This window comes from Paracoccus fistulariae (genome assembly GCF_028553785.1).
Classification (GTDB): Bacteria; Pseudomonadota; Alphaproteobacteria; order Rhodobacterales; family Rhodobacteraceae; genus Paracoccus; species Paracoccus fistulariae.
This window is the reverse complement of the sequence record NZ_CP067136.1, coordinates 2,262,436-2,287,500: the sequence shown is the minus strand read 5'-3', so window position 1 is coordinate 2,287,500 and position 25,065 is coordinate 2,262,436. Positions and strand designations below refer to the sequence as shown.

Here is a 25,065-nt window from a genome sequence, read left to right as displayed (position 1 = left end):
ACGGCGGGTGCTAACGTCCGTCGTGGAGAGGGAAACAACCCTGACCAACAGCTAAGGCCCCCAATTCGTGGCTAAGTGGGAAAGCATGTGAGACTTCCAAAACAACCAGGAGGTTGGCTTAGAAGCAGCCATCCTTTAAAGATAGCGTAACAGCTCACTGGTCTAATCAAGAGGTCTTGCGGCGAAGATGTAACGGGGCTCAAGCCACGAGCCGAAGCTTTGGATGCACATTTATGTGCGTGGTAGCGGAGCGTTCTGTGATATAGAACGCTGTCTCTTTAGCATCGTCAGATGTTACGGAGACAATGTTCTGACTGTGAAGCCGGGCCGTGAGGCAACCGGTGGAGTGATCAGAAGTGAGAATGTTGACATGAGTAGCGACAAACAGGGTGAGAGACCCTGTCGCCGAAAGTCCAAGGGTTCCTGCTTAAAGCTAATCTGAGCAGGGTAAGCCGGCCCCTAAGGCGAGGCCGAAAGGCGTAGTCGATGGGAACCAGGTTAATATTCCTGGGCCAGGAGATGGTGACGGATCGCAGAGGTTGTCAGTCCTTATCGGATTGAACTGGCAGCTGAGCGGTTCCTGGAAATAGCCCTCCATGAGACCGTACCCGAAACCGACACAGGTGGACTGGTAGAGAATACCAAGGCGCTTGAGAGAACCACATTTAAGGAACTCGGCAAAATACCTCCGTAAGTTCGCGAGAAGGAGGCCCGATTGGCAGGCAACTGTCGGTCGGGGGCACAAACCAGGGGGTGGCGACTGTTTACTAAAAACACAGGGCTCTGCGAAGCCGTAAGGCGACGTATAGGGTCTGACGCCTGCCCGGTGCCGGAAGGTTAAAAGGAGAGGTGCAAGCCTTGAATTGAAGCCCCGGTAAACGGCGGCCGTAACTATAACGGTCCTAAGGTAGCGAAATTCCTTGTCGGGTAAGTTCCGACCTGCACGAATGGCGTAACGACTTCCCCGCTGTCTCAAATGTGGACTCAGCGAAATTGAATTGTCTGTGAAGATGCAGACTTCCCGCGGTTAGACGGAAAGACCCCATGCACCTTTACTACAGCTTCGCACTGGCATCAGGATTGCGATGTGCAGGATAGGCGGTAGGCTTTGAACCAGAGACGCCAGTTTCTGGGGAGCCATCCTTGAGATACCGCCCTTCGCACTCTTGATGTCTAACCGCGGTCCGTTATCAGGATCCGGGACCCTGCGTGGCGGGTAGTTTGACTGGGGCGGTCGCCTCCCAAACAGTAACGGAGGCGCGCGAAGGTTGGCTCAGAGCGGTCGGAAATCGCTCGTTGAGTGCAATGGCAGAAGCCAGCCTGACTGCAAGACTGACAAGTCGAGCAGAGTCGAAAGACGGCCATAGTGATCCGGTGGTCCCGAGTGGAAGGGCCATCGCTCAACGGATAAAAGGTACGCTGGGGATAACAGGCTGATGATGCCCAAGAGTCCATATCGACGGCATCGTTTGGCACCTCGATGTCGGCTCATCTCATCCTGGGGCTGGAGCAGGTCCCAAGGGTACGGCTGTTCGCCGTTTAAAGAGGTACGTGAGCTGGGTTTAGAACGTCGTGAGACAGTTCGGTCCCTATCTGCCGTGGGTGTTGGATACTTGAGAGGAGTTGCCCCTAGTACGAGAGGACCGGGGTGAACGTTCCACTGGTGGACCAGTTGTCGTGCCAACGGCAGTGCTGGGTAGCTATGAACGGACAGGATAACCGCTGAAGGCATCTAAGCGGGAAGCCCCCCTCAAAACAAGGTATCCCTTGAGAGCCGTGGAAGACCACCACGTCGATAGGCCGGAGATGTAAGTGCAGTAATGCATTCAGTTGACCGGTACTAATGGCTCGATAGGCTTGATTTGATCCGGAAGAAGACAGACTGTCGCTTCCAAAAGCATCCTTGGACAACAAACTGCACATGCAGCAACGCTGATCGCTTCTTTCCTGGTCTGGTGGCCCTAGCGCGAGCAAAACACCCGATCCCATCCCGAACTCGGCCGTTAAGTGCCGCTGCGCCGATGGTACTGCGTCTTAAGACGTGGGAGAGTAGGTCACCGCCAGACCTGGAAAGAAGCGAAATCTCTGATACGATGAAAATACGCGCAATCAAAACAAAGATCAGCGCAATCGGCGCGGGGTAGAGCAGCCCGGTAGCTCGTCAGGCTCATAACCTGAAGGTCGTTGGTTCAAATCCAACCCCCGCAACCAAAATCCTTCGGAATATCAAAGACTTCAAAGCCGAGCTAAACGCTCGGCTTTCGTCGTTCCAAAATCTTGTCAACACCTGGTCAACGTTTTACGAGCCCCCCATCGACGGTGCGGATGATCGCGGCCATGGCCGTCACACCTTCAGCAGATCGAGCAGCGGATCAAAGGCGTACATCGCCGCGCGTCGCCCCGAAGCCGGTTCAATGGTCCGCAGCATGCCCGCCTCGACCAGGCGCCGGGACAGCGCGCGCGCGGAGGACGGTGGGATCCCCGAACGTTCGACAAAGCGGTCGTTGCGGAAGATCGGGCTCGCGAAGACGAAGTCCAGCGCCTGATCATGGAACTGCGAGTTCAGCACTTCGCGGAACCGTTCCCGCATCTCGCCGTGAAGGCGGAAGATGGCGTCGGCCGTCTGGATGTTCACCGTCGCCTGGGCGTGCATCGCCTTGAGAAAGAATACCACCCAGCCGGTCCAGTCGCCGGTGGCCGAGACCGCGCGCATCCGTTCGATGTACTCGTCCTTGTGGGCTTCGAAGTAACCTGAAACGAAGAAGTTTGGCTGATGCAGGACGCCGAGTTTCCACAGCATCAGGGTGATCAACATGCGGCCGATCCGGCCGTTGCCGTCCTCGAACGGATGCAGGGCCTCGAATTCGACATGCGCGATGGCGGTGCGGATCAATGGCCGCATCGTGCTTTCGTTGATGTAGCGGACGAGTTCGGCCATCGCCGGGCCCAGTTGCTCGGGAGCGATCGGGACGTAGTAGATCTTTCCTCGCCGTTCGTCCCCGATGTAATTCTGCTCGACCTTGTAGCTGCCGGGGCGCTTGCGGGCACCCCGTCCAAAGGACAGCAACTGTTGGTGGGCGGTCCGGATCAGGTGTTCGCCAAGTGGGGCGCCCTCGGCGAGGGCCTGCTGGGCATTCCGCAATGCGCGGGAGTAAAGGTAGGTCTCGACGTCGTCGTTGCGCGCTTCCCGGTAGGGGTCGGTGCTACCCGCATCTTCCTCGGCCTCCAGCCGGTACAGTTCCTCGATGGTCGAGATCGTCCCCTCCATCCGGGAAGACGTCACCGCGTCCTGGCGACGCAGGGGGGCGAGAAATAACTCGCTGTTCACCATGCCTGACATCTTGGTGTCGTACCGCGCAAGCGAGGCGGCTGCCTCTTCGAGCGGCCCGAGCAGCACCTCGTAGTCGAGGGCGGGCGGGGGAAAGGTGCCGATGTGATAGGTGACGGCATCCGTAAGATCGTAAGGTTTGGTGATCATAATTGTGCCGATTCTATCATCAACGGGGTTTGACGCCAACCTAGTCACGACAAGTGCGCTTGGCAACAGAATATGGCCCCATTCTGACACCAAGAGACGTTGTCGCCAGCAGTCTGCCGTCAAGCCAGTTTGGCGACAGAGACTGGCAGGAAAATGATATCAAAGCATGATCCCTTGGCATTCGCCGCAACTCATGCGGAGAATGGGGTTATAATCTCCGCATGAACATTGTGGCGACTTGTTTCCTGAACGACCGGGCGGGGTGGCGTCCGGCCGCTCCCTTGCGTGTCAGGAACCCTCGGACAATTTCCATTCCTGTCCGAGGTTCTGCAACACCAGGTCACGCGCGGGGCAACCGGCACATCTGTGCTGCCGGCGCTGCTCCGGCAGTCGCTCGGCCATGGTCAGGATGGTGATCAACACCGCATCGGAATGCTGCGCGAGTCGGATCAGATGCTCCCCGCTCGGCCCGCGTTCGCCAGACAACCAGTACTTGGCCGTCCGTTCACTCGCTCCGGTCCAGCGCATCACCGTCTTGATGGCCTGATGTGTGTGCCCCAGTTCGCGCCGCAGGGTGTCGGCTATGGCCTTGCGATAGGCGGCCTGATCCGCGTCCAGGTGCACAGTTGTGCCCATTTTCGGCACAGATGTGCCCATCTTGATCCGCATCGCGGCGTCCTCCTCCGGTAAACCTTTGGGGAAGACAACACAGCGGCAGATTCCATTTTGCGCCCCAGCCAATACCCCGGGTCCGACCAGACGGAGACGCCTGCATGAACTGATCTGGAGACAGGAATGGCAGGCAGAGAGCCGCCCTCAACAAAAGAACCGGCGAACTCCCCGCCAAAGCGCCGTGCGGCCGAATATGTCCGCATGTCCACGGACCATCAGAAATACTCGACGGAAAACCAGTCGGATGCGATCCGCAAATACGCGGAGGAACGCGGCTTTGAACTGGTCCGTTCCTATGCTGATGCCGGAAAGAGCGGGCTGAGGATCGAGGGGCGCGAAGCCTTACAACAGCTGATCCAGGATGTGCAGGACGGCACGGCGGATTTCGAGGTGATCCTTGTCTATGACGTCAGCCGATGGGGGCGGTTTCAGGATGCCGATGAATCCGCCTATTACGAATACATCTGCCGTCGCGCAAACAAGCAAGTCGAGTATTGCGCCGAGCAATTCGAAAACGACGGCGGCCCGGTTGCCACGATCGTCAAGAGCGTCAAGCGCGCGATGGCGGGGGAATACAGCCGGGAACTTTCCAACAAGGTCTTCATCGGACAGTGCCGCTTGATCGAACGCGGCTTCCGTCAGGGCGGTGCGGCGGGTTTTGGCCTTCGCCGGGTTCTGCTTGACGAACGCGGCGAGGTGAAGGCCGAGCTGAAGCGTGGTGAGCACAAGAGCTTGCAGACAGACCGGGTGATCCTGGTTCCCGGGCCAGACGCCGAGGTAAGAACCGTCCGCTGGATCTACAGCCGGTTCCTCAAGCACGGCCGTTCGGAAAGCGAAATCGCGGCCGAACTGAACGAGCGCGGAATCCTGACCGATCTCGGCCGGGCCTGGACCCGCGCCACCGTCCATCAGATCCTGACCAACGAGAAATACATCGGCAACAACGTCTATAACCGGCGCTCCTTCAAGCTGAAGCAGAAGCGGGTCGCGAATGGCCCGGAGATGTGGATCCGGTCGGAAGGGGCCTTCGAGGCCATCGTCGAGCCGAAACAGTTTCAGAAGGTGCAGGCGATCATCGCCGCCCGCAACCGCCGATTCTCGGACGACGAGATGTTGGAACGGTTGACGCGGCTGTTCCAGCGGCATGGCTACATATCCGGTCTGGTGATCGACGAGGCCGACGGAATGCCGTCCAGCGGCGCCTATGCCCATCGGTTCGGCAGCCTGATCCGGGCCTATTCCCTTGTCGGCTTCACTCCGGACCGGGACTACCACTACATCGAAGTGAACCGCATGCTGCGGCTGTTCCACGGCGACGAGGTGGAGCGTGTGATCTGCGAGATCACCCGTCTTGGCGGCACCGTGTCCCGCAATCCGGCGACAGACCTGCTGACGATCAATGGCGAATTCACCGCCTCCGTCGTCGTCGCCCACTGCCGCGAAACTTCCGCGGGCGGCTTGCGCTGGAAAATCCGCTTCGACACCGGCCTCGCGCCCGACATCACCATCGCCATCCGGATGGAGCGAACGAATACCGCCGCGCTCGACTACTACCTGCTGCCCCAATTCGAGATGCGGATCAAACCCTTGAGGCTTGCCGAGGAGAATGGCCTGATGCTGGACGCTTTCCGATTTGAAACGCTGGATTTCTTCTTCGACATGGCGAGGCGCGTTCCGGTTTCGGAGGTGACACCATGGTGAGCGAAGTCGAGATGCGGGACGAAGTGCAGATGATCCCGATTTCCGCCATCACCGTGGAAAATCCGCGCGAACGCTCGGAAAAGACCTTTCGCGCGCTCGTGGACAGTATCGGCAAGGTCGGGCTGAAAAAGCCGATCACCGTCGCCCGGGTCGATGAAGAGGCGGGAGTGTCCTATCGTCTGGTCTGCGGTCAGGGGCGGATGGAGGCTTATGTCGCCCTTGGGGAAACCCACATCCCGGCCATCGTCGTGGATGCGAGCGAGGCCGAACGCCTTCTGCGCAGCGTGATCGAGAACATCGCCCGCCGCCAGCAGCGGCCGCTCGAACTGTTGCAGGACATCGCCATCCTGCGCGACCGCGGATATTCGGACCATCAGATCGCCGACAAGACGGGGCTTTCCCTCGCCTATGTCCATGAAATCGGTGAGTTGATCGCCAACGGTGAAGAACGCCTGCTGATCGCGGTCGAAACCGGGCAGATGCCGCTCAGCGTCGCGCTCTACATCACGCGGGCCGAGGAGAAGGACGTGCAGAAGGCGCTGGAGGCTGCTTATGCCTCGGGTGAACTGCGCGGAAAGAAATTGCTGGAGGCGCGGCGGCTGGTCGAGTTGCGCCACCGTCACGGCAAGCAGCGAGGTGGCGCGCGGAACAAACAGCCACGCGCGCGAATGACATCTGCCGCGCTGGTCAAAGCCTATCGCGCCGAGGCCGAGCGTCAGCAGGACATGGTCCGCAGGGCGCAGTCGACGCGCAGCAGCCTGCTGTTTCTCGATGCTGCATTTCAGTCGCTCTTGAAGGATGAGAACTTCTTGACGCTGCTTCGTGCCGAGGGGCTCGATTCCGTGCCGCGCATGATCGTCGATGGCCTTCAGGAGCCAAGATCATGACACACATGGAGAAAATGCCTCCGCCGAAGAGCCCGGGATTCGAGGCGAACCTGCGCACGATCCAGATCGACGCGATCCTGCCGGTCAAGCAACTGCCGGCCACAGTGCCCAAGAGCCAGAAGTATGGACAGATCGCCGCGTCGATCCGCGAGGTCGGGCTGATCGAACCGCCGGTGGTCGCCCGTGCGGCAGGACAGGAAGGGTCCTTCATCCTTCTCGATGGCCATGTTCGGCTGAATGTTCTGAAGGAAATGGGCGAGACGACCGTCACCTGCCTGGTGGCGACCGACGACGAATCCTTCACTTACAACAAGCGCATCAGCCGCCTCGCCACGATCCAGGAGCATAAGATGATCCTGCGCGCGGTCGAGCGTGGCGTATCGGAGGCCCGCATCGCGGCAACGCTGAATGTGAACATCGCTCTGATCCGACAGAAGCGGACCCTGCTGAACGGAATCTGTCCGGAGGCCGCCGAACTGCTGAAGGCCCGGCACTGCCCGATCAACAGCTTCCGGTCCCTGCGGAAGATGAAGCCCTTGCGGCAGATTCAGGCGGCGGAACTGATGGTTGCGGCTAACAACTACACGGTGCCCTATGTCGAGGCGATCCTCGCAGCATCTGACGCCGCTGACCTGGTAGACCCGGCTGCAAAGAAGACACCTGCAGGTGTGACACGCGAACAAGCCGAGCGGATGAAGGCCGAGATGGCCAACCTGCAAAAGAACATCAAGCTGATCGAAGGCACCCTTGGGCCCGATCACCTCCGGCTGGTGGTGGCCGGTCGCTATGTCGAGCGGCTCCTGCAGAATGACCGTCTCGCCCGCTACCTCGACAAGAACCATGGCGAAATCCTTGGCGAGTTTCGGCAGATCGTCGCGGGCCTGGCGCAGCCAGCGCCCACGACGGAAGCGCGGAGCAGTGAGGCCGATTAGTTCGCCGACTGCTTCCTATCGACGATGAGGACCCGGACCCGAAAGCGCGGGGACCGCAGGAGACGCTGGACAGAGGGCCGGATCAAGCGCGGCGGCGGGGATGGCGGCGAACCCGCTCGGAGCCCGCCAGGCTGGCTCGAGTTTTCGCCAGCCCAATGGTCGGCTTCCGGCCATTGAAAGGGGCGGGCGCATCCGCTGGGGGGACGAATGCGCCCGCCGCCCTAGAAGTCCGTCTCGACATAGACCCCAGCGCAGTCGTAGGCGACGGCGGCGGCCGTGGCGCCGGTGTTCAGGAACAGCCGCGGCGACAGGAACTGCGTCGCGGCGGGCAGATCGGCGGTGATTTCCTGTTCGAAGATGGCGCCGGTGACCTCATTCACAGTTCGGACCCACACCGACGAACCGTTCGGCGGCGCAGCGATGAAAAGGGTCACGACGCCGCCGGTCGCGATGGCGAAGGCGGCCCCGAGGTCGGTCAAGGTCGGTGCCCCGGTCCCGTCGTTTGCGACCAGCTGCCAGTTGGCATGGGTGCCGCGCTGGAAGCCGATACCAATGCAGTTGATGGCTGCAGCCAGCGTCAAGGTGGTGGCAAGCGCTGCGGTTGATCCATAGAGCCCGAAGAACCCCATGCCTGTCGCTTGCAGCGTCGTCAGCGAAATCCGCGTCACGAAGGTCCAGCCACCAAGGCCTGCGGCATTGCCGCGCCAGCAGGCCCAGCCAGCGGATCGCTGGTCGGCCACCGAGTCCACGACGGCCGCCGATGTCAGACGCCAGCGCCGCATGGAAGTCGCAAGGTTCGTTGCGGCCAGCGTGGGCGTCGAAACGGTGCCGACCGAAGTGATTGGCAGGCCTTCGGTGGTCACCGTCGTGCCGGTCGAGGGCGACCAGTTGGCGATCCGGTTCACCCCGAAATGCGGCTGGAGCGGGAAGTCCCGGCCCGAGGGGCGCATCACGTCGATCCACGGCGCCCCGGCACGGTTGCGGGCGTAGACCGATGCCTTGCCTGAGGGCGGCGGGGATGGCGCGGCGGCCAGCCCCGGCAGGACCGTGGGCTGCGGCAGTTCCACCTGGCCGCTCGCGCGGTCGATCCTGATCGCGTCGTAGAAGGCCGAGCCGTCCGGGCTGACCTTGAAGCTGAAGTCGTCATTGCCAAGGAGGCCAATCAGCGCCCGCGCCGAGAAGCCGGTTTTGAAGGCAAAGGCGGCGTCGTTCCCTGCCGCGGCCTTGTTGACCGTCGCCTCGATCCCGGCACCGGCGTTGTTCAGAAGGACGGCTGGTGTGTTTACCGACAACCGATTGTAGCTGTCGGCCGTGGCCCCGCCGAGGCCCAAGAGCTGCGCTGTCAGGTTCGCCTGGGGCATGCCGACCTGCGTGACGGCATTGGCAAAGGTGACCGTGGGCGTGTTGATGACGGTCGTGCCGCCCGCGCCAGCCGTGGCCGAGCCGATGTTCACGACGGTGGTCGATCCGGATGCGCCACCGGTGCCGAGGTTCACGGTCTTGGTCACGCCCGAGGTCGTGGCCCCGGTCCCCATGCCGTAGATCGCGGTCGTCGTGGCCGTCCCGATGCTGGCGGAGGCAGCCGAGACCGCGACTGTGCCCGAGGCGGTCAACGTGCCGGAGAAGGTCTTGTTGCCGGTGAAGGTCTGGGTGCCTGCGAGAATCGCCAACTCGGACGAGGTGTTTGGCAGTGTGAAGCTGCGCGTGGTGCCCGCGCTGATCCCTGCCAGCGAGAAGGTCGCCTTCTTCGTCGGGTCCGCATCGTTCACGAGGCTGAACACGGCATCCGATACGTCGCGCGGTTCGCCCACGACCTCCCAGGCGCTGCCGGTCCAGACGAGGAACAGGCTCTCGGCTGCGACCCAGACCATCCATCCGGTGCGCGGCACCAGCCGGATCCATGCGGCGTCGATCCAGAAGGCGATGTTCAGATCCCACCCCGCCCAGAGGCCAGTGGCGCCGGAAGCCACCAGGTGTCGGTCGCCGTCTGCCGGGCTGGCGGGTGGCGTGGTGCGCATCCGGTCAAGGACGGAAAGCTGCACCATGGCATCGAGCAGGCGCAGCGCCTCGTTATGGGTGACATGCTTCTGGGCTTGGGCGGCCAGAAGATACGGCAGGCCCAGATGGGTCGTGGTGTCGGACATGGGGATTCCCGTGGGTTGGGATCAGAACTGGAGGGTCACGGTCGCAGGAGTGCCGCGGCCGAGGCGGTTCGAGAGCTGGAAGATGCGGATGGCCAGCGTCTGGCCGGGCCCGAGCGGCGCGCCCCAATCGGAACTCTGGTGCGCCGCGGAGTAGAGGACAGAGGTCGTGCTGCTGGTCAGTGTGCGCTTGACCGCGGCCCCGTCGAGGATCTGGACGTCGTAGCTTTCCAGGTCTTCTGCGATCGGCACCTCGACCTGCTCCCAGGCATCGGCGACCAGTGCGCGGGATCGGCGCGCCCAGCGGATCGTCAGATCGCCCGGGTTGCGGGTCGCTCGCCACGGCTGTTCGACATGGACCGGCGCGAAGGGCACGAGACCCCGGCCGGTCGGCGTGAAGCCCAGCGCGGCATAGCTCGCGTCGCTGACCGCCCGCGCAGCCGGGCCCACGCGCAAGTTCCATGGCAAGCCAAGGTCGGCCTCGGCAATGGGGAGTGAGGCCAAAGTCGCATCCAGCACCACGACCCGCGCCCCGGCCGGAGCCGGGTTGCCGATGGCATGCTCCGTTCCGCGCTGGCCACGCAGGAGACGGGTGAGCCGATAGCGGCCGGGGGCGATGAGTTCTGTCTGACCCGCCTGGACGATCTCCCACTGTCCAAGGGCGCTTTCGACCGCCAGTGCATTGGCCCCACCGAACAGCGCGACATCCGTCACGCTCTCCAGCGTTCCTGACAGCAGATCGACGACCAACTCGTTGCCAAGGTCGAAGCGGGAGGTCGGCCCCGAAAAGAGGTCGAGGGCCAGCGTGCCGATCCGCGTCCGACTGCCGAATGTGGTCAGGAGATTGAACCCATCCGCGGACGCGCTGCGGAACACCGCGATCTCACCCGGCCAGGGGCTGGCATGGGCGGCGATCAGGGGGCGATGGGCGGGCTGATCTTCGCTGATCTGCGGCAGGTCCAGCATCACCACCTCGGGCGTGCCGAAGACGACGGGGCTCGAAAGCGAGGCCGGTCGCGGATCACCGGGCGGCAGATCATAGGCTGCACGGTCCTGACGGACCGCCTCGATCCCGCGCGCCTCGGCATCGGCGACCGAAACGAGCCGGAATTCCACCTCGCGGCCGTCATGCGCGAGCCGGATCACGTCGGTCGGATCGAGGGCCAGTCGCGAGGGCGGCAGGCGGAAGGTCGCGCTTTCCCGGCCGATCCAGGCTTCCATCAGCGCGCGGCGGCAGCGGCGTTCGGCCTCCTCGGGCGGGATCGCCATCGGGAAGGACTCGGACGCGATGCGTGTTGTATCCACGGTGATGCGCCGTGCCTCGACCAGCGCCGCGTCGTAATCCTCGTCCGCCCGTGCGACCTGCCACTTCAACGCCTGCGGCAGTTCCGTCTCCTGGCCGCGGGTCAGTTCGAAAGCCTCGCCCTCACGGCTGGCGACCAGATCGTCGATGGCCAGCGTGGCGACCGAGGCGCGGCCGCGCATGACGAAACGGATCACGCCTTCGGTCTCGATGGCATCGAAGCCGAAGTGGCGGGCCAGCGTGGAAATCGACGCCCGAGGGCTTTCGAGGGCCCCGATCACATAGCCCTCGACCGCGCCCCAGAGGCAGGTGACGTCGATCAACGCCTCATCAAGCCCAGCGCGCAGGCAGAGGTGGCGCACGAGGGCCGCCAGTGACACCGCGCCGAGCCGCCCGGTCAGCCAGTGACCAAGCCGCCAGTTCGGGCCGTCCGTCCAGACGCCGGTCAGTTCGGGGAAGAACGGATAGGGCCGCGCATCCCAGGTCCAGGCGGCGCATTCGGGGACATGGACCATCCGGCCGCCGTAGATGGCCGACACGGGATTGTTAGCCGGAGTTCCCCACCAGAGATAGCTGGCTTCCAGATAGGCGCGCTGGATCGCGTCATCGCGCCAGCCGCGCGAGAAGTAAGGCGTGAAGCTCTCGGACGACTTCGGGTCGAAGAAGACGTTCGGCTGGTTCGTGCCCCGGTCGATGGCGGGACAGCCCAGTTCCGTGAACCAGACGGGCTTCGACTGCGGCACCCATGCGGTGGGCGTGCCGCTTTCCAACCCGCCCGGCCGGTCGAAATGTGCATTCGACCACCAGGCGCGCAGATCCTTGTAGCGGAACACCCAAGGTTTGCCTGCGCTGCCATCCGTGATCGGGGTGCGGATCTGTGCCGACCGGTCGGCCGCGCTGGCATAGAACCAGTCGAAGCCCTCGCCACCGGCGATATTGGCCTGCAGGTAACCGCGGTCATGGATGGCGGGCCAGCCTTCAAGGGCATCGGCATGATCGAAGCCATCGCGCCAGTCGGAGAGCGGCATGTAGTTGTCAATGCCGATGAAATCGATGTTGGCGTCCGACCAGAGCGGGTCGAGGTGGAAGAACACATCCCCGGTCCCGTCGCCCGGCTGGTGGCCGAAATACTCCGACCAGTCCGAGGCATAACCTACCTTGGTGCCCGGCCCGAGGATTGCCTTCACGTCGGCCGCCAGTGCCTTGAATGCGGTCACGGCCGGATAGGCGCTGGCGCTCGACCGGATCGTCGTCAGCCCCCGCATCTCGGTCCCGATCAGGAAGGCGTCGACCCCGCCTGCCACCGCACAGAGATGGGCATAGTGCAGGATCATCCGGCGCAGGCCCCAGTCGCTGGAGGGGCCGGTCCAGGTCACGTTGTCGCCCGACACCGAGAACTGCGCTGGGGTGGCCGCGCCGAAGAAGGCCGAGACCTGCGTGGCCGCAGCGGCGGTCTTGTCGGCGGTCCCTGCGAAGCCTGCCGCCGGGGAACAGGTGATCCGCCCGCGCCATGGAAATGACGGCTGTCCCCGCGTGGCGGCGTTGTTCGAATAGGGGTTCGGCAGGGTATTGCCGGGCGGGACGTCCAACAGCAGGAAGGGATAGAAGGTGACGCGCAGCCCCCGCGCCTTCATCTCGCGGATCGCCTGCACCACCGCGAAATCCGCAGGCGTGCCGCCATAGACCGGCCGGTCCTCGACGTCGCGACTGACGAGGTGCGCATTCGCCCGCGCCACGCCATTGACCGTCCAGACCTTGGGGCTGGTGACCTTGGTCGAAACTTCCACGCCGGGCTTGATAGTGCAGTTCCCAGCGCGCAGGTCGTTGCCGAACCAGGCGACAACGAGGCTGACGCTCTCGACGGCCGGAGCCATGGCTTGCAGGCGGTCGAGGGCCACGACGATATCGGCCTCGTCGGGCAGCGCGTTCAGGTTCTCGGCCGAGGTGGTGCCGCCGGTGGTCTGGCCGAACACCGTGGTCGTGGCCCCGACCGTCTTGCGGACCGCTTCGGTCGCATAGGTGAACTCGCCCGAGGCCGGGATCATGGTCACGGCCTTGACCAGCCCTTCGGCCGTGTCGGGATCCGCAAGCGGCCGGAAGACCTCGAACGACAGCTGCGGCAGGCGGTTGCCGTAGGTTCCAAGCGGCAGTTCCTCGAAAATGACATAGGCCGTGCCGCGGTACGCGGGGGTGTTGGCGGCGCCCATCTTCGCCGCAATGAACGGATCGGCGGTCTGGGTCTCGTTGCCGGGATACCAGCGCCAGGTGATGCCGCTCATGTCGAGCGGCTTGCCATCCGCCCAGATGCGCCCGATGCCGGTGATCGGGCCTTCGCAGAGCGCCACGGCGAAGCTGGCGTAGTAGAGGTATTCGGTCGTCCGGACCTTTCCACCGCCGCCGCCCTTGCCGCCGCCTTGCGTTGTGGTCTTCGTCTCCTCGCGGAAATCGGTCGCCCAGATGACGTTGCCGCCGATACGCATGCGCCCGTAGAGGCGCGGGATGATCGCGCCTTCGGTAGCAGACGTGATCCGCAAGCTGTCGAGGCGCTGGCCCTCGATCTTCTGCGCCGGGGCCAGCGAGGACACGATCCAGCTGTCGACCACCGATCCGATGGTCGAGCCGATGAAACCGCCGATGGCGGCACCAGAGAAGCCGAGGATCGCGCCACCGAAGGCCCCGCCGATGGCGGAACCGACGGCACCGAGGACGAGGGTTGCCATGAGAGGGTCTCAGCGTGCAGGGAAGAGGAAAGCGAAGGCAATCTTGCGCGCCCAAGTCGGCGTCAGCGGTTCCTCGATCACGCCCAGCCGTTCATAGGCGTGGAGGAAGGTGTCGGGACCGGTGAGGATCCCCACATGCTTGGCGATGGCGCGCGGCATCATACGGAACAGGATCAGCGCACCGGGTGGTGCGTCGGCTGGTGCGATCTCCGGCATCATGCTGCGCGCGCCCTCCGCTAGCACTTCCCTCGGCCCGGTCTCGCCCCAATCCCGGCTGTAGGGCGGGATCGGGAACGGCTCAGGCCCGACGACTTCGCGCCAGACACCGCGCGCGAGGCCGAGGCAATCGCAGCCGATCCCGCGCAGGCTGGCCTGGTCGTGATAGGGTGTGCCGAGCCAGGATCGGGCGGCGGCGATGACGATAGCGGGATCGGCGGTCGGAACTGGCGCAGTCACAGCACCGCCCCCTCGTGTCCGCCGTCCTTCGTGGCATAGCGCAGCACGGCATCCTGGCCGGGGATTCGCGGGAAGCCCCGGAAGTTGGCGACATTGGCGAACTTCGCACCACAAGTGGCAATCCGCTTGTCGCAGCCCGCCCGGACAATGAAGGTGTCTGTCGCCGTGATCGGACGCACCGGCGCTTCCAGCAGGGTCAGGATCGCCACGCCATCGACGAGGTCGTGCGACAGCACCTCGACCCGCCGCCCCACATTCGCGCCCGTCGACCATTCGACCAGCCCGAAGGCAAACCAGCCCGCAGCGAAACTGCCGAGGCCCGAGGCCGTGAAGGCTCGGTCGCGCAGCACATCGATCACCGCGCCGGTGCCCTTGAAGGCTGGGGCCTCGAGGTTGACGCCGCAGCGCGCATCGCCCAGCGCAGCATCGCAATTGGCTTGAAACGTCCGCCCCACCGTCTGGCCGAGGACATGGGCCAGCGACCGCACCTCCGCCACGAAGGCCAGCCGCCCGCGCCGGATCTGACCGATGGCCCCGCGCCGTAGAAGCACGCGCTGTGTAGGGCTGGCCCAGTTCACGCGCCAGACCTCGACCTCCGCGCTGTCCCATCGGCCGTCGAGGATGTCGGTTTCCGTGATCCGGTCCGACGACAGCACGCCTTGCGCATCCTGCGCATCCACCGAGAGGTCGGATCCCGACCGGACCTCGGAGGCGGTCAGCCCGCTTTCCGGTTCGAACTCGGTCCCCTCGAACGACAGCGTTCGGTCGTGGTCGGTGAAGCCGAAGGTCACGCCATCGGCGCGGGTGATGCGCCAGCACCAGGCAAGCGTGGTCGTGCCCTCGTCGAGGTGGGCCTGAAGCGCGGGCGAAAGCGACTTCACTTCCGCCCCCAGCCGCGCAGGAGCGCCACGGACGCGAGGAGCGAAGACACGACGCCTCCGGTCGCGCCGGTCAGGGCATAGAGATTGAAGGGGCGAATATCGAGCGTGCCGGTAGCCAGGTCGAAATCCGCCAGCCCGGCCACGGCGAGGCCGGAGGCGACAAGGCAGGCCAGATAGACGAGGCCACGTGCGAGGGTCCAATTCATGGTCATGCTCCGATCAGGGTCTTGAGGAAGGTGAAAATGCGCGCAGTAATGCTCGGCGCCGCCTGCACGAGTGCGGGGTCGGCAGGGGCCGTGGAAGGGTCGGGTGAGATGGGGATCGACGGTGGATTGGGGGTCGGGCGCAGCAGTGCCAGCGCCTCGGTCTCGCTGAGCCGCCGGACCGGCCGCGAGAAATCGACCCGGCCATTGCGGTCGACGGCCCAGACCGGAATGGTGCCGGTCGGGTAGCGGCCCTCGGCGAAGAGATCACGCTCCGCCGCGCGGCGGGACCGGATGGCGGCGGGGCGCAGCCAGCCCATGAAGGCCGCTGCGGCCGCCGCGCGGTTCCCCGCATTCAGGTGGCGGGTCAGCGCGGCCTTGGCGATGCCGCCGGTGTTGTAGTGGAAGGAGACCAGCGCATCGAACTCGTGGGGTTCGAGCGGCACCTTCACCGCGCGCAGCACTTCGGCCTCGTAGGCAGCGAGATCGGCGCGGAACAGCCGGAACGCCTCACGAATCCCCGCATCGAGATCAGCGGGCATCCCGCGCGGCATCCGCGCCGGATCGGGTGGACCGGCGGCGGCGGTGTGGCCGATGCCGAAGGTCCAGACGTCCTTCACGTCAAGATAGGGTCCGGGCACGACGCCTTCGTGCCGGATCAGGGCCAGAAGCCCCCGATCAGATGTTTGCATGGGATTACCCGAGGGTTGAGAGGAAAAGGATCAGAACGGCGACCGAGACGCCGATGCGCAGCCGGTGGGCAAAGGCCTGTCCGGGGTCGGTGGAATCGCACCGCAGCGAACGGGCAAGGCGAAGGATCTCATGCATCGGCGTCATCCTTCCCGGCGCGGCGGAGCCTCGCGAGGATCAGTTCGATGAAAGCCGCCCCGAAGACGCCGACCAGGTAGGCGGCCGAACCGACCGCTCCGCCCGCGGCGACGGCGCCGTCGGGCAGACCTAGCCAACCCGCCACGATCACGATGGAAAAACTGCCCATCCCTGCGGCGATCAATCCGCCGAGCAGGACATGGCGCAGGGCTTCGCGCAGCGCCATCCGGGTGGTCAGGGCATTGGTGGCACCGCCCAGCGCGCCCCAGAAGGCCAGCATCAGCGCCGTCGAGGCAGCGATCTCGCGCCAGAGGTGGGACCAGAAGGATTCGTCATTCATGTGCGGATTTCCACGAGGGGGATCGAGGTGATCGACCCGAGACGTTCGAGATCGAGGGTGACGTCGAGGACGTCGGTGTCGAAGCGGACCGGGACGTCGAATTCGAAGCCTGCGGTGATGGCGGCGCCTGCGGCGGGGGCGGTGGTGAAGGTGATGAGGCCGGTGGTCGTGGAAACCGACCAGCCGGAGGCTTGCGGTGTGCCGTTCAGGGCGATGGTCAAGGTTCCCGCGACGGGCTTGGTGATGGCGCGGGACCAGGACTGCGCGCCCGAGGTGTAGCGCTTGGCGAGCTGGAACTCGGTCGTGCTGCCGTTGCCGGTGCCGATCGGCTGATCGGTCGGGCCGGGCGTCTGCGACGGCAGGCAGGACTTGAAGTCGGCCCAGTCCTTGAAGCGGAAGCCGTGGAGGCGGCCATTCCGTGCCTCGAAGAAGGCGACGACTGCCGCCAGATCGTCGGCGCGGCGGATGCCATAGGCGACGTCATAGCGGCGGCGCGAGTTGGCCCAGCTGGCATTGCGCTCCTCCGCCCCACTCGCCAGTTCGACGATCTGCGTGCGCCGCTCCGGGCCGCCGCGCGCGCCCCGGCTGATGTTGTCCGGAAACCGGACCTCGTGAAACGCCATGGCTGATCCTCACATGCCCCGCCGCCCGAGCGACACGGCGCGCGCGATGTCGCTCGCGACCTGCGTCCGGGATTGCCGGAAGCTCTCGGCGTCGCGGGCGTTGATCGTGACGTTGACGGTCGAGGGGCTGGCCTGGCCGTACCCCGCCGCCTCCCGTCGCGAGAGCACCCGTTCGCCCCGTTGCAGGATCGCGGGCACCTCGTCCGGCCGCAGCCCGGCCCAGCCCCCATTGTGCATGCGCGGGGCACCCGCGAAGGCCAAGGCGGGGACCATCCGGCCGGGTGCCGGGGCACCGACCATGCCGCCCGCGTGCAGGATATTGGCAAAGATGCCACCCGCCCCACCCAGCGCGCCGGAAAGGGCGTTCGCGATAGGGCCAAGGATGAAACGACGGGCAGCGAGCTTGGCGAGATCGGCGATCATCGATGTCACCAGATCGCGGAAATCGAGCTTGCCGGTCTTCACGAAGTCGCCGATGGCGTTCTCGGCCGAGGTGAAGGCCCCGACCAGCGCACTGCCGATATCCCCGCCGATGTCGCGCGCCTTGGCGGCGTAGTCGGCGAGGGCTGCTGTGACGGCTTGCCAGCCGGTCAGTGCCGTGTCCGCGCCTTCGGCCGCTGCAGCCCCGGCCTCGCGTGCTGCGCCGCCTGCGCCATCTGCGGCGGTGGCGGTGTCGTTCAGCCCGGAAGTCAGGGCATCGGCAGAAGCGGCGGCATCCGCCAGCGCGGTCTCGGCTTCGGCCCCCGTGCCGGTCACCGCATCCTTCAGCGCCTGCCAGCTGGCCAGCGGCCGACCGGCGGCATCGGCCAGCATCCCGGCCGCCTCGCGATAGCCATCGGCCCGGGCGCGGGCGTCGTCAGCCATGGCGCCGAGGCCAAGGTCGGGCGGCTCGAGATAGCTGCGCGCGAGGGCCGCCGAGAAGGCATCGGCGGCTGCAGCGCCCGCGGCCGTTGCCGCGCCCTCAAAGGGGTTGCCGATGCGGCCGAGTTCCACCGGGTCGAGAATGCCGATCCGCACCCCGCCTTCGCCCGTGGCCCATTCGGGCAGCAGCGCAAGCGCCGCGTTCAGCGTCTCGATGAAGCTGTTTATCCGGGTGACGACGCCGTTCAGCATCGCCTCGACGCCCGAGATCAGCCCGTTCGCGGCCTGAAACGCGAAGTCTCCGATGGCCCCGGGCAGACTGCCCCAGATCGCGACGGCCGCGTCATAGGCCCCCTGGAAGATCGCGGCTGTCCGGTCGCCGAAGCTGACGACGCCCGCAATGGTGCCCTCGAGAGCCGAGAGACCAGCCGCCTTCAGGCCCTCCCATCCGGCCTCCATGCGCGCCAGCGCCGCGTCGAGCGACAGACCGATACGAGACCAGACTTCCCGCGCCAGATCCCCGAGGAGCCGGAAGGCTTCGCCCACGCCGCCGACCCGGGCGACGAGTTGCGAGAACTGATAGACCAACTCGCCCGCGCCGACGATCAGTGCGCCGATACCGGTGCGGATCAGGGCACCGCGCAGGAACACGAGTGCGGTGGCGAGGCCGCGCACGGACAGGGCTGCGGCCGCCATTCCCGCCACCCAGCGCCCGGCCATGACGGCAGCGAAGGTCGCGGCATAGGAGGCAAGTCGCCCGAGGTTGCCGATCAGCGTGTCGATGGCCGACCGCAGGATGCCGCCGTCCGAGGCCAGCGCCACAAAGGCATTGGCCAGCGCCTCGATGGTCGGGGCGACGGCCACGGCGATGCGGTTGCGGAGGCCATCGAACACGAGGGATACGGTGCCCAGTGCCAGTTGCGTGCGGCGCAGCGCCTCCAGCGCATCGCCGTCCAGAACCGCGCCAAGGTCCGAGGCTTGCTCGCCAAGCCGTGTCATCTCCGCCCCGCCGTTCCGCAGAAGTGGCAGCAGGCGCGTGGCGTCGGACGCCATGGCCTCGAGATAGAAGGTCATCTCCTGCTGGCTCAGGCCTGCCCGTTCCAGCGTGTCGACGTAAAGCTGCAGTGCCTCGGGGCCGGAGAGGCGCGCGAACTGGTCGGCCGTGACGCCCACGCGCGGGGCGACATTCTCGAAGAAGTCCGCCATCGGCCCGCCGCCGGTCTGCAGGAAATCCCCGACCCGGTCGTTCATGTCCTTCAGAATGTCCGCCAGCTTCTCCTGCTCGATGCCAACTGTTCGCGCCCCGGCCGACCAGCGCTGCAGGGCCTCCGGCGTCGCGTTAGCGACCTGCGCGAACTGGCGGATCTGCGCGGCACTCTCGGCGGTGGATCGGACGATCAGCCCGAGCGAGGCAGTTGCGGCGGCAGCAGCGGCCCCGAGGGCGAGACCGGCCCGGCGTGCAAAGGCGGCAAGCCGGGCGTTGGCAAGTTCCATCTCGTGCGACAGGCGGCCGAAACCGCGCGCTCCGGCTTCGCCCACGCCCTCCAGTTCGGCGCGCACGCGACGTCCGCCCTCCGCCACGAGGCGGACGGAGACCTTCTTCTCGGCCATTGCAGCTTTCCTTGCGTTTTCGGACTTGTGTTCTTACGTTATGCATATCGATCATGGAGGCGTATGATCATGTCCGAGACGGCGACTCTGTCTTCCAAGTTCCAGATCTCGATCCCCAAGGCGATCCGGGCCGCCCAGCATTGGGAAGCCGGTCTGACCTTCGCCTTTATTCCCAAGGGGACGGGCGTCCTGCTCGTCCCGGTGCCGAAGCGCGACGCCCTGAAAGGCCTCGCCCGCGGCGCTTCCTCAGCCGACTATCGTGACCGGACAGACCGCTTCTGATGGTCCTCGTCGATACTTCCGCATGGATCGAATGGCTGATCGGTTCGGCCACTGGCGACCGGCTGGCAGAACACCTGCCGGATCAGGCCGTCTGGCTGGTGCCGACCATCGTGCAACTGGAACTCGCAAAATGGCTGAGCCGCGAGGTCGGCGAGGACAAGGCGGATCAGGTGATCGCCTTTACACAGGTCTGCCAGGTCATCCCGCTCGACACCGAGATCGCACTTGCGGCGGCCGAGGCTTGCCGCACGCACAAGCTTGCGACGGCAGACGCCATCGTCTTCGCCACGGCCCGTGCGCGGGGGGCTACCCTCCTGACGTGCGACGGACATTTCGAAGGTCTGCCCGACGTGACTCTGATCCCTAAGGTCAAGGCCTGATCCCTGCTCCTTCGGCATTGACCATCTGCTCGTTGAGTTTGCGCACCATCACCGCCTCGATCTCGGGCAGCAGTTCGACGGTGATCAGGGGGTTGATGCCCAGCGCCTGCGCCAGTGAAAGCGCGGCACCCATGTCCCATCCGATGACGGCACCCGGCGCGATGCGCAGCTGGCCGCCGAGGCGCTGGGTCAGATCCCAGACCTGCCAGCCTTCGACCGTCTGCGGCCGGTTCAGTCTTGCGGGGCAGTCCGGGCAGGGGCCTGCGCAGGCGGCGCAATAGCCGTCGCCCCCGCCGAAGGACCAGTCGGCGAGGGCGCGGAGGCGTTTTTTTCCTGATCCAGCATCAGGCCGCGGGCGACATATTGCGCCTGGAAGGCCTCGAAGACCGGCCAGATTTCGAGCAGGGCGTCGATCCCGGCCGGGCTGATGGGGACGAGGTTGCCCGCCTCATCGCCGACGCCGTCCCATTCCAGCACCGCGCGGCGGGCGACTGCCTTGGCCATAGCCAGCGCCATGTCCTCCTGGCTGGAGGTTTCCGACAGGCCATCGATGGCGGGATCGGCGCGGGCGGAGACCATCAGCGCGGTGGTCAGGGGCGCCACCAGGACGCGCAGGCCGGGCAGCAGGTCCAGCCATTCGGGCCGGTTCGACAGGTTCAGGCGGATCATGGTCAGTATCCCGTGACGGAGTTGACGAGGACGGCGGTGCACATCCGGGCGGGGCTGGTGGCCTTCGCGGCCTGCCAGTCGAAACTGGCCTGGATGCCCTGCGGCCCGGGGATCTCGATCCGCGGGACCGGCAGGTAGACGGCATGGGCTGTGAAGGTGAGGCTGGCATTGGCCCCGAGGCTGTAGGCGAACTCAAGCTCGCAGGGCGTGCCGTCGATGGCTTGGGTGACGAGGGCGCTATCGGCGAAACGGACCTCGATCCGGCCGGTCAGCGCGGCCATGCCGGGATCGGCGCCCTCGATCTTGCCGTCGTTGCGGATGGTTTCGATCCGGTCGAGGCCATTGGCATAGGTGATCTCGGCCGAGACGACATTGCCCAGCGCCGTGCCGTTGCGCTTCACCACGCCGTTGAAATGGCCGAAGCGCTGCAAGCCCAGCGCAGTCGGCGTGCCCGCGGCCGTGGTGGCCGCGATGGCCTCGCCCTGCGCGATCAGCCGGGCGGTCGCGGTCAGCAGCCCTGAGCGGTTCATCTGCCAGGACAACTGGTCCATCACGCAGCCCGCATACATCGCGAACCGTGGCACTTCCGGCATCGCCACTTCGATGGCCATCGAGGGCAGGGTCCAGTTGCCCGACTGGAAGGTGTGGGTCTTGGGCGTGGTCCCCGTCGTGGTCGGGGCGCCGAAAGCCGCCTTCAGCCAGAAGCCGAAGGCATCGACATCGATCGGCACCACCACATCGCCGTCGGCGGTGACCGCGTCCTTGATCGGGGCCAACGGATCGCGCCCCTGGCCCAGAAGCTCCGAGGCGATCAGCGGCTGTTCTGATCCGAGCGTGGTGCTTGCGAAGGGCATCAGCCGATAGCCGCTCGCGGGCGGGGTGCCGTAAACCGTCTCGAACGCAAGCGCCATCTGCGCCCGCGCGCCGTGTGCGCGTGCCATGGGGGTCTCCTATGTGAGGGGTGTCAGGCCAGCGGGCCGGTGGTGGTGTAATGCAGGACGATAGTGATCACCGCCGCCTTAAGGGCCGCGGCGCCCTCGACCGGCAGATCGACCGAGGCCGTGGCCTCCGGTTCGACCCAGTCACAGAGGCCGCCGAGCGTCCGGTCGGCCTCCAGCGCCGTACCGATGGCGGTGATCAGGTCATCGAAGGCGCTGGCCCGGCCAGTGCCCGCCTGAACGACGACCTCCAGCTCGGCCCGGTGCTGATAGTGGTAGCGCAGGGGCGACAGCGTCACCTCCGGCTCGCCGGGCTGGCCGTCGCGCAGGATGATCAGCCCGGCCGCCGGGATCCGCTCGGGCAGAACCTCGTCACGCAGGGTGAGGGCGGCAAGCGGCTGCAACCGCGCGTGCAGCGCGGCGAGGACGGTTTCGCGGATGGTGGGCATCTGTTGTTCCGGGGTTCCGGGACAAGCCCGGGGTCAGTGTTCCCTGTCGCCTTTCGGCAGAGGCAGGTTGGCCAGACGTCGCGGCAAGTCGGCGCGGCTGTGCAGGAAGTCCACGATTGCCACCTGGTCGGCGTCTTCAATGAAGACCACGAAGTGCTGGCCTGCGCGCGTGAAGCGCAGGTCCTCGACCAGGTCGGTGGCGATGAGCCGACGGCAGTCCTGTGACAGGGCGGTGCCCGCGGCGATCTCGCGGCAGGTGGAAATCAGGTCATCCTCATAGGCCGCCGCCTGTCGTGGTCCGAAAGTCTCGACGGTCCAGCGTGCGATCTCGATCAGCGAGGCCTCCGCCTGCCTTGTCAGGCGCCATGGTTTCGGCATCAGGTATTGGCACGCGCGGCGGCAAAAGCCCGGCGGATGGCATCTTCACCACTGCCCTCGGCCAGATCGCCGCTCCGGGCCTGTTCCAACCCGGCCGTCAGACGGGTGCGCAACGCGCCAAGTTCAGCCTCTTCGCGTTCGAGGAGGCGCAGCCCTGCGCGCAGGGCCTCGGACGCATTCTGATAGCGCCCGGATGCCACCAGGCGGTCGACAAGGTCGGATTGCGTTTCGGTCAGGACGACGTTTCTGGTGGCCATGGAAGTCTCCCTGCGACTCATTGGCAATATATGCCAATGAGTCTGCCATGTCGACAGGTCCCGTCATGACCGTGTTTTAGCCCACCCCGCCACGATCCGCCCTGGCACGCCGTCGATGGCCTGTTCGGCATCCCGCGCCAGATCGAGCCGCTTGCGCAGCTTGACCTGCGGCACGAGGAGGAAGATCGGCACGGTGGTTAATCCGCGTCCGGACTTCGATCGTGATGCCACCGCCCGGCCCTTGCTGTTCAACCGCCCCTCCGCCACCAGCAGGCTCGGGCCCCTGCGCCGGTAAACGAACCGCAGTCGCAGCCCCGTGCGGCGTTCCCATTCGCTTGGGGTGATCTGTCCGCCGCGGGTGGATTTGCCCGCGGCCGGGGTTGGGATGGCCAGCCAGAAGCCGTTGCGCGACCGGATCAGCGGCCCGGCGTCATGTGCACCGACAATCACCGGCGCGTTGGACCAGACCAGCGCCGCGGCGTTCAGGCTTTCGCTGCCCTTGGGATAGGTGGCCAGCCGGATCGAGTTGCCAAGCCGGGTACCAAGCCCCGCGCCGGTGATCTGGCCGCGCCAGGCGGATTTCAGGCCCGCGCCTGCCTCGCGCATGGCGATGGTGACGGCCTTCTCGCCCGCAGCGATTTCCGCCTGCATCAGGGCGGCGAGGTCGGGGCTGATCTCAAGCTTCAGTTTCATGCGGGCCTCAGGTCCAGCGTCCAGATCAGCCGCTCCCGGTCGCGCAGCGGTTCTCCCTGGATCACATGGCTGTCCGCGCCGATTACGATCACGTCGCCCGGTCGCGGGGCGGGCAGGTCGGCCACGCGCACGTCCACAACGGTCGTGTCGCTGACGAACCGCCCAGCGCCGAAGTCGGTCACGCGATCCGGGGCGCGGCGGATGATGCGGATCGGGCGTTCCTCGGAGGTGGTGGCCGAGATCCAGAGGGCAGGAGCCGCCATGGAAGCATGGGTGAATATGCGGTCCATGGCGGCGGCAAAGACAGACATGGGCGTTTCTGCCTGGCGTCAGTTCGACGTATGCAGGCGGATCGCCAGCCGCGGCCGCTTGTTCACCGGCAGGATCGAGGCCTCGGTCATCACGTCGATCCAGCGGCCCTTCTCGTCCAGATGCTGGCGGGCGTAGAGGGGCAGGCCGATGGTGTTGGCCGTTTCCAGCAGGTTCGCCGGACCGCCATAGGTGGTGAAGGTGTCCATCGTGCCCAAGGGGAAGGCGATGCCTTCGTTCGCGGGGACCAGCCGTTCGGTGGCCTTGGTCGAGAGGGTGACTGTCCCCGAGTACTCCTCGAAGAGGATGCCGCCGAAGGGGAAGTTGCGACGGACATCCTCGCGCAGCGGCTGGGCGCCGGTCGAGGCGTAGAACTTGTAGGCCTCCTCGGTCTTGGGATGCGCGATCAGCTTGTCGAAGAACTCGCGGCTGACCAACGCATGGACCGAGGTCATGGCCTCGCCCAGAAGGTTGTCCTCGATGGCGCGCAGCACCTCGCGGACCTTGCCCTGCACGTTGGTGCCTGCGGTGCCGAGGACGAAGTCGACCGAAATCTGCGGCAGGCCAAATTCGGTGAAGTAGTTGTAGAGGGTGGTGCCCGCGCCATCCTTCACGATGCCGCGCAGCGCGTTCATCTCCATGTATTCGCGGGTCTGGGCATGCTTGCGGCGCATCAGCAGAAGCTTGCGGTTCATCACCTCGACGAGGGGATCGGCAGCATCGAAGGCGCCCAGCGCGGGTGCGCCTTGGATGTCGGCGGGCAGTACCACGTCGTCATGCGGGATCCACGGCAGGGCGAAGGACCGCATCGAGCGGCCCTCCCGCGTACCGACCGTGGCGGGGCCACCGAGGGGGACGGAGGGCAGAAGGCTCAGGACGCCCTCGTATTGCTCGATGATGACCGAGCGCTGGCTGACCCCTTCGAAGCGGAAGAGGCCGATCTGGGCAAGGCGGGTGTAGAGGTTGGGCAGGATGTTGATGGCCTGCGTCATCTCGGCCAGCGAGTAGCCGCCAGCGTCGAAGGGATTGCGGACGAGGGTCATGGGGATGCTCCGGGGGAATGGGGAAGCGTG

General features: G+C 65.5%; 26 protein-coding genes, 1 tRNA gene and 2 rRNA genes (1 of these 29 only partly in view). 8 read left to right on the top strand and 21 right to left on the bottom strand.

The features are described from left to right. The 3 genes from JHX87_RS11325 to JHX87_RS11315 all read left to right on the top strand — a co-directional run. Positions 1-1,865: ribosomal RNA gene (locus JHX87_RS11325) — 23S ribosomal RNA — on the top strand; it begins 967 nt to the left of the window's first position. Positions 1,866-1,951: 86 nt separating this feature from the next. Then, positions 1,952-2,066, top strand: a 5S ribosomal RNA gene (rrf, locus tag JHX87_RS11320). 68 nt (positions 2,067-2,134) lie between these two features. Beyond that, positions 2,135-2,211 (top strand) — tRNA-Met (locus JHX87_RS11315). A 133-nt stretch (positions 2,212-2,344) separates the two neighbouring features. Here the strand turns inward: JHX87_RS11315 and JHX87_RS11310 are convergent. Beyond that, a complete protein-coding gene (locus JHX87_RS11310; protein ID WP_271886763.1) occupies positions 2,345-3,478 on the bottom strand; it encodes a Fic family protein in 1,134 nt (377 codons plus the stop codon). Positions 3,479-3,766: 288 nt separating this feature from the next. Then, the gene (locus JHX87_RS11305) at positions 3,767-4,147 is read right to left on the bottom strand and encodes an XRE family transcriptional regulator (RefSeq protein WP_145110581.1); all 381 of its coding nucleotides are present in this window, start codon (positions 4,145-4,147) and stop codon (positions 3,767-3,769) included. Between the two features lie 126 nt (positions 4,148-4,273). On the opposite strand from JHX87_RS11305, the gene JHX87_RS11300 reads away from it, so the two are divergent. From JHX87_RS11300 to JHX87_RS11290, 3 genes are read left to right on the top strand one after another with little or no spacing between them, the layout of a single operon-like run. Next, positions 4,274-5,851: a recombinase family protein gene (locus JHX87_RS11300; protein WP_271886762.1), complete on the top strand. Its 1,578-nt coding sequence runs from the start codon at positions 4,274-4,276 to the stop codon at positions 5,849-5,851. Continuing rightward, complete coding sequence (locus tag JHX87_RS11295; protein WP_271886761.1) at positions 5,845-6,738, top strand: ParB/RepB/Spo0J family partition protein; 894 nt, start codon at positions 5,845-5,847, stop codon at positions 6,736-6,738. Before JHX87_RS11300 ends, JHX87_RS11295 begins: the two co-directional genes overlap by 7 nt. Next, complete coding sequence (locus JHX87_RS11290) at positions 6,735-7,670, top strand: plasmid partitioning protein RepB C-terminal domain-containing protein (protein WP_271886760.1); 936 nt, start codon at positions 6,735-6,737, stop codon at positions 7,668-7,670. The genes JHX87_RS11295 and JHX87_RS11290 overlap by 4 nt, the downstream gene beginning before the upstream one ends. Before the next feature lie 221 nt (positions 7,671-7,891). Here JHX87_RS11290 and JHX87_RS11285 read toward each other — a convergent pair whose 3' ends face one another. Genes JHX87_RS11285 through JHX87_RS11240 form a run of 10 tightly spaced genes read right to left on the bottom strand, consistent with a single transcriptional unit; the run spans position 7,892 to position 19,637 of the window. Further along, the gene (locus JHX87_RS11285) at positions 7,892-9,814 is read right to left on the bottom strand and encodes a DUF2793 domain-containing protein (protein WP_271886759.1); all 1,923 of its coding nucleotides are present in this window, start codon (positions 9,812-9,814) and stop codon (positions 7,892-7,894) included. Between the two features lie 21 nt (positions 9,815-9,835). After that, complete coding sequence (locus JHX87_RS11280; RefSeq protein WP_271886758.1) at positions 9,836-13,834, bottom strand: baseplate multidomain protein megatron; 3,999 nt, start codon at positions 13,832-13,834, stop codon at positions 9,836-9,838. A 9-nt stretch (positions 13,835-13,843) separates the two neighbouring features. Continuing rightward, positions 13,844-14,290, bottom strand: coding sequence for an NlpC/P60 family protein (locus JHX87_RS11275; protein ID WP_271886757.1), 447 nt, complete (start codon positions 14,288-14,290; stop codon positions 13,844-13,846). After that, on the bottom strand, positions 14,287-15,171 hold the full coding sequence (locus JHX87_RS11270; RefSeq protein ID WP_271886756.1) for a DUF2163 domain-containing protein: 885 nt from the start codon (positions 15,169-15,171) through the stop codon (positions 14,287-14,289). The genes JHX87_RS11275 and JHX87_RS11270 overlap by 4 nt, the downstream gene beginning before the upstream one ends. Beyond that, complete coding sequence (locus tag JHX87_RS11265; RefSeq protein WP_272833675.1) at positions 15,168-15,377, bottom strand: hypothetical protein; 210 nt, start codon at positions 15,375-15,377, stop codon at positions 15,168-15,170. Before JHX87_RS11265 ends, JHX87_RS11270 begins: the two co-directional genes overlap by 4 nt. A gap of 2 nt (positions 15,378-15,379) precedes the next feature. After that, positions 15,380-16,066 (bottom strand): lysozyme, encoded by a 687-nt coding sequence (locus tag JHX87_RS11260; protein ID WP_271886754.1) that lies wholly within the window; start codon positions 16,064-16,066, stop codon positions 15,380-15,382. Between the two features lie 4 nt (positions 16,067-16,070). Then, positions 16,071-16,202 carry a hypothetical protein gene (locus tag JHX87_RS11255; protein ID WP_271886753.1) on the bottom strand — a complete coding sequence of 44 codons (132 nt, stop codon included), beginning with the start codon at positions 16,200-16,202 and terminating at the stop codon, positions 16,071-16,073. After that, positions 16,195-16,542, bottom strand: coding sequence for a hypothetical protein (locus JHX87_RS11250; protein WP_097031196.1), 348 nt, complete (start codon positions 16,540-16,542; stop codon positions 16,195-16,197). The genes JHX87_RS11255 and JHX87_RS11250 overlap by 8 nt, the downstream gene beginning before the upstream one ends. After that, positions 16,539-17,165, bottom strand: coding sequence for a DUF2460 domain-containing protein (locus tag JHX87_RS11245; RefSeq protein WP_271886752.1), 627 nt, complete (start codon positions 17,163-17,165; stop codon positions 16,539-16,541). Before JHX87_RS11245 ends, JHX87_RS11250 begins: the two co-directional genes overlap by 4 nt. Positions 17,166-17,174: 9 nt before the next feature. Beyond that, positions 17,175-19,637, bottom strand: coding sequence for a phage tail tape measure C-terminal domain-containing protein (locus tag JHX87_RS11240; RefSeq protein WP_271886751.1), 2,463 nt, complete (start codon positions 19,635-19,637; stop codon positions 17,175-17,177). 69 nt (positions 19,638-19,706) lie between these two features. On the opposite strand from JHX87_RS11240, the gene JHX87_RS11235 reads away from it, so the two are divergent. Together JHX87_RS11235 and JHX87_RS11230 are read left to right on the top strand one after the other, a co-directional pair. Continuing rightward, on the top strand, positions 19,707-19,919 hold the full coding sequence (locus JHX87_RS11235) for an AbrB/MazE/SpoVT family DNA-binding domain-containing protein (RefSeq protein ID WP_271886750.1): 213 nt from the start codon (positions 19,707-19,709) through the stop codon (positions 19,917-19,919). Beyond that, positions 19,919-20,299, top strand: a complete 381-nt coding sequence (locus tag JHX87_RS11230; RefSeq protein ID WP_271886749.1) for a type II toxin-antitoxin system VapC family toxin — start codon at positions 19,919-19,921, stop codon at positions 20,297-20,299. The genes JHX87_RS11235 and JHX87_RS11230 overlap by 1 nt, the downstream gene beginning before the upstream one ends. Here JHX87_RS11230 and JHX87_RS11225 read toward each other — a convergent pair. The 9 genes from JHX87_RS11225 to JHX87_RS11185 form a co-directional block, all read right to left on the bottom strand. Continuing rightward, entirely contained in the window at positions 20,289-20,432 is a 144-nt protein-coding gene (locus tag JHX87_RS11225; RefSeq protein WP_271886748.1) for a DUF7697 family protein, read from the bottom strand. The two genes, JHX87_RS11230 and JHX87_RS11225, sit on opposite strands and share 11 nt — an antisense overlap. A gap of 98 nt (positions 20,433-20,530) precedes the next feature. Continuing rightward, a complete protein-coding gene (locus JHX87_RS11220; protein ID WP_271886747.1) occupies positions 20,531-20,968 on the bottom strand; it encodes a hypothetical protein in 438 nt (145 codons plus the stop codon). 2 nt (positions 20,969-20,970) lie between these two features. Next, positions 20,971-21,909 (bottom strand): phage tail tube protein, encoded by a 939-nt coding sequence (locus tag JHX87_RS11215; protein ID WP_271886746.1) that lies wholly within the window; start codon positions 21,907-21,909, stop codon positions 20,971-20,973. Positions 21,910-21,932: 23 nt separating this feature from the next. Further along, the gene (locus JHX87_RS11210; RefSeq protein WP_271886745.1) at positions 21,933-22,355 is read right to left on the bottom strand and encodes an acyl-CoA transferase; all 423 of its coding nucleotides are present in this window, start codon (positions 22,353-22,355) and stop codon (positions 21,933-21,935) included. A 33-nt stretch (positions 22,356-22,388) separates the two neighbouring features. Next, positions 22,389-22,733, bottom strand: coding sequence for a type II toxin-antitoxin system RelE/ParE family toxin (locus JHX87_RS11205; RefSeq protein WP_036707083.1), 345 nt, complete (start codon positions 22,731-22,733; stop codon positions 22,389-22,391). Continuing rightward, positions 22,733-22,990: a type II toxin-antitoxin system ParD family antitoxin gene (locus JHX87_RS11200; protein ID WP_036707085.1), complete on the bottom strand. Its 258-nt coding sequence runs from the start codon at positions 22,988-22,990 to the stop codon at positions 22,733-22,735. Before JHX87_RS11200 ends, JHX87_RS11205 begins: the two co-directional genes overlap by 1 nt. Positions 22,991-23,053: 63 nt before the next feature. Beyond that, positions 23,054-23,683 (bottom strand): DUF6441 family protein, encoded by a 630-nt coding sequence (locus JHX87_RS11195; RefSeq protein ID WP_271886744.1) that lies wholly within the window; start codon positions 23,681-23,683, stop codon positions 23,054-23,056. Next, entirely contained in the window at positions 23,680-23,994 is a 315-nt protein-coding gene (locus JHX87_RS11190; RefSeq protein WP_113900856.1) for a head-tail joining protein, read from the bottom strand. The genes JHX87_RS11195 and JHX87_RS11190 overlap by 4 nt, the downstream gene beginning before the upstream one ends. 18 nt (positions 23,995-24,012) lie before the next feature. Beyond that, positions 24,013-25,035: a major capsid protein gene (locus tag JHX87_RS11185; protein WP_271886743.1), complete on the bottom strand. Its 1,023-nt coding sequence runs from the start codon at positions 25,033-25,035 to the stop codon at positions 24,013-24,015. Positions 25,036-25,065 lie beyond the last annotated feature (30 nt).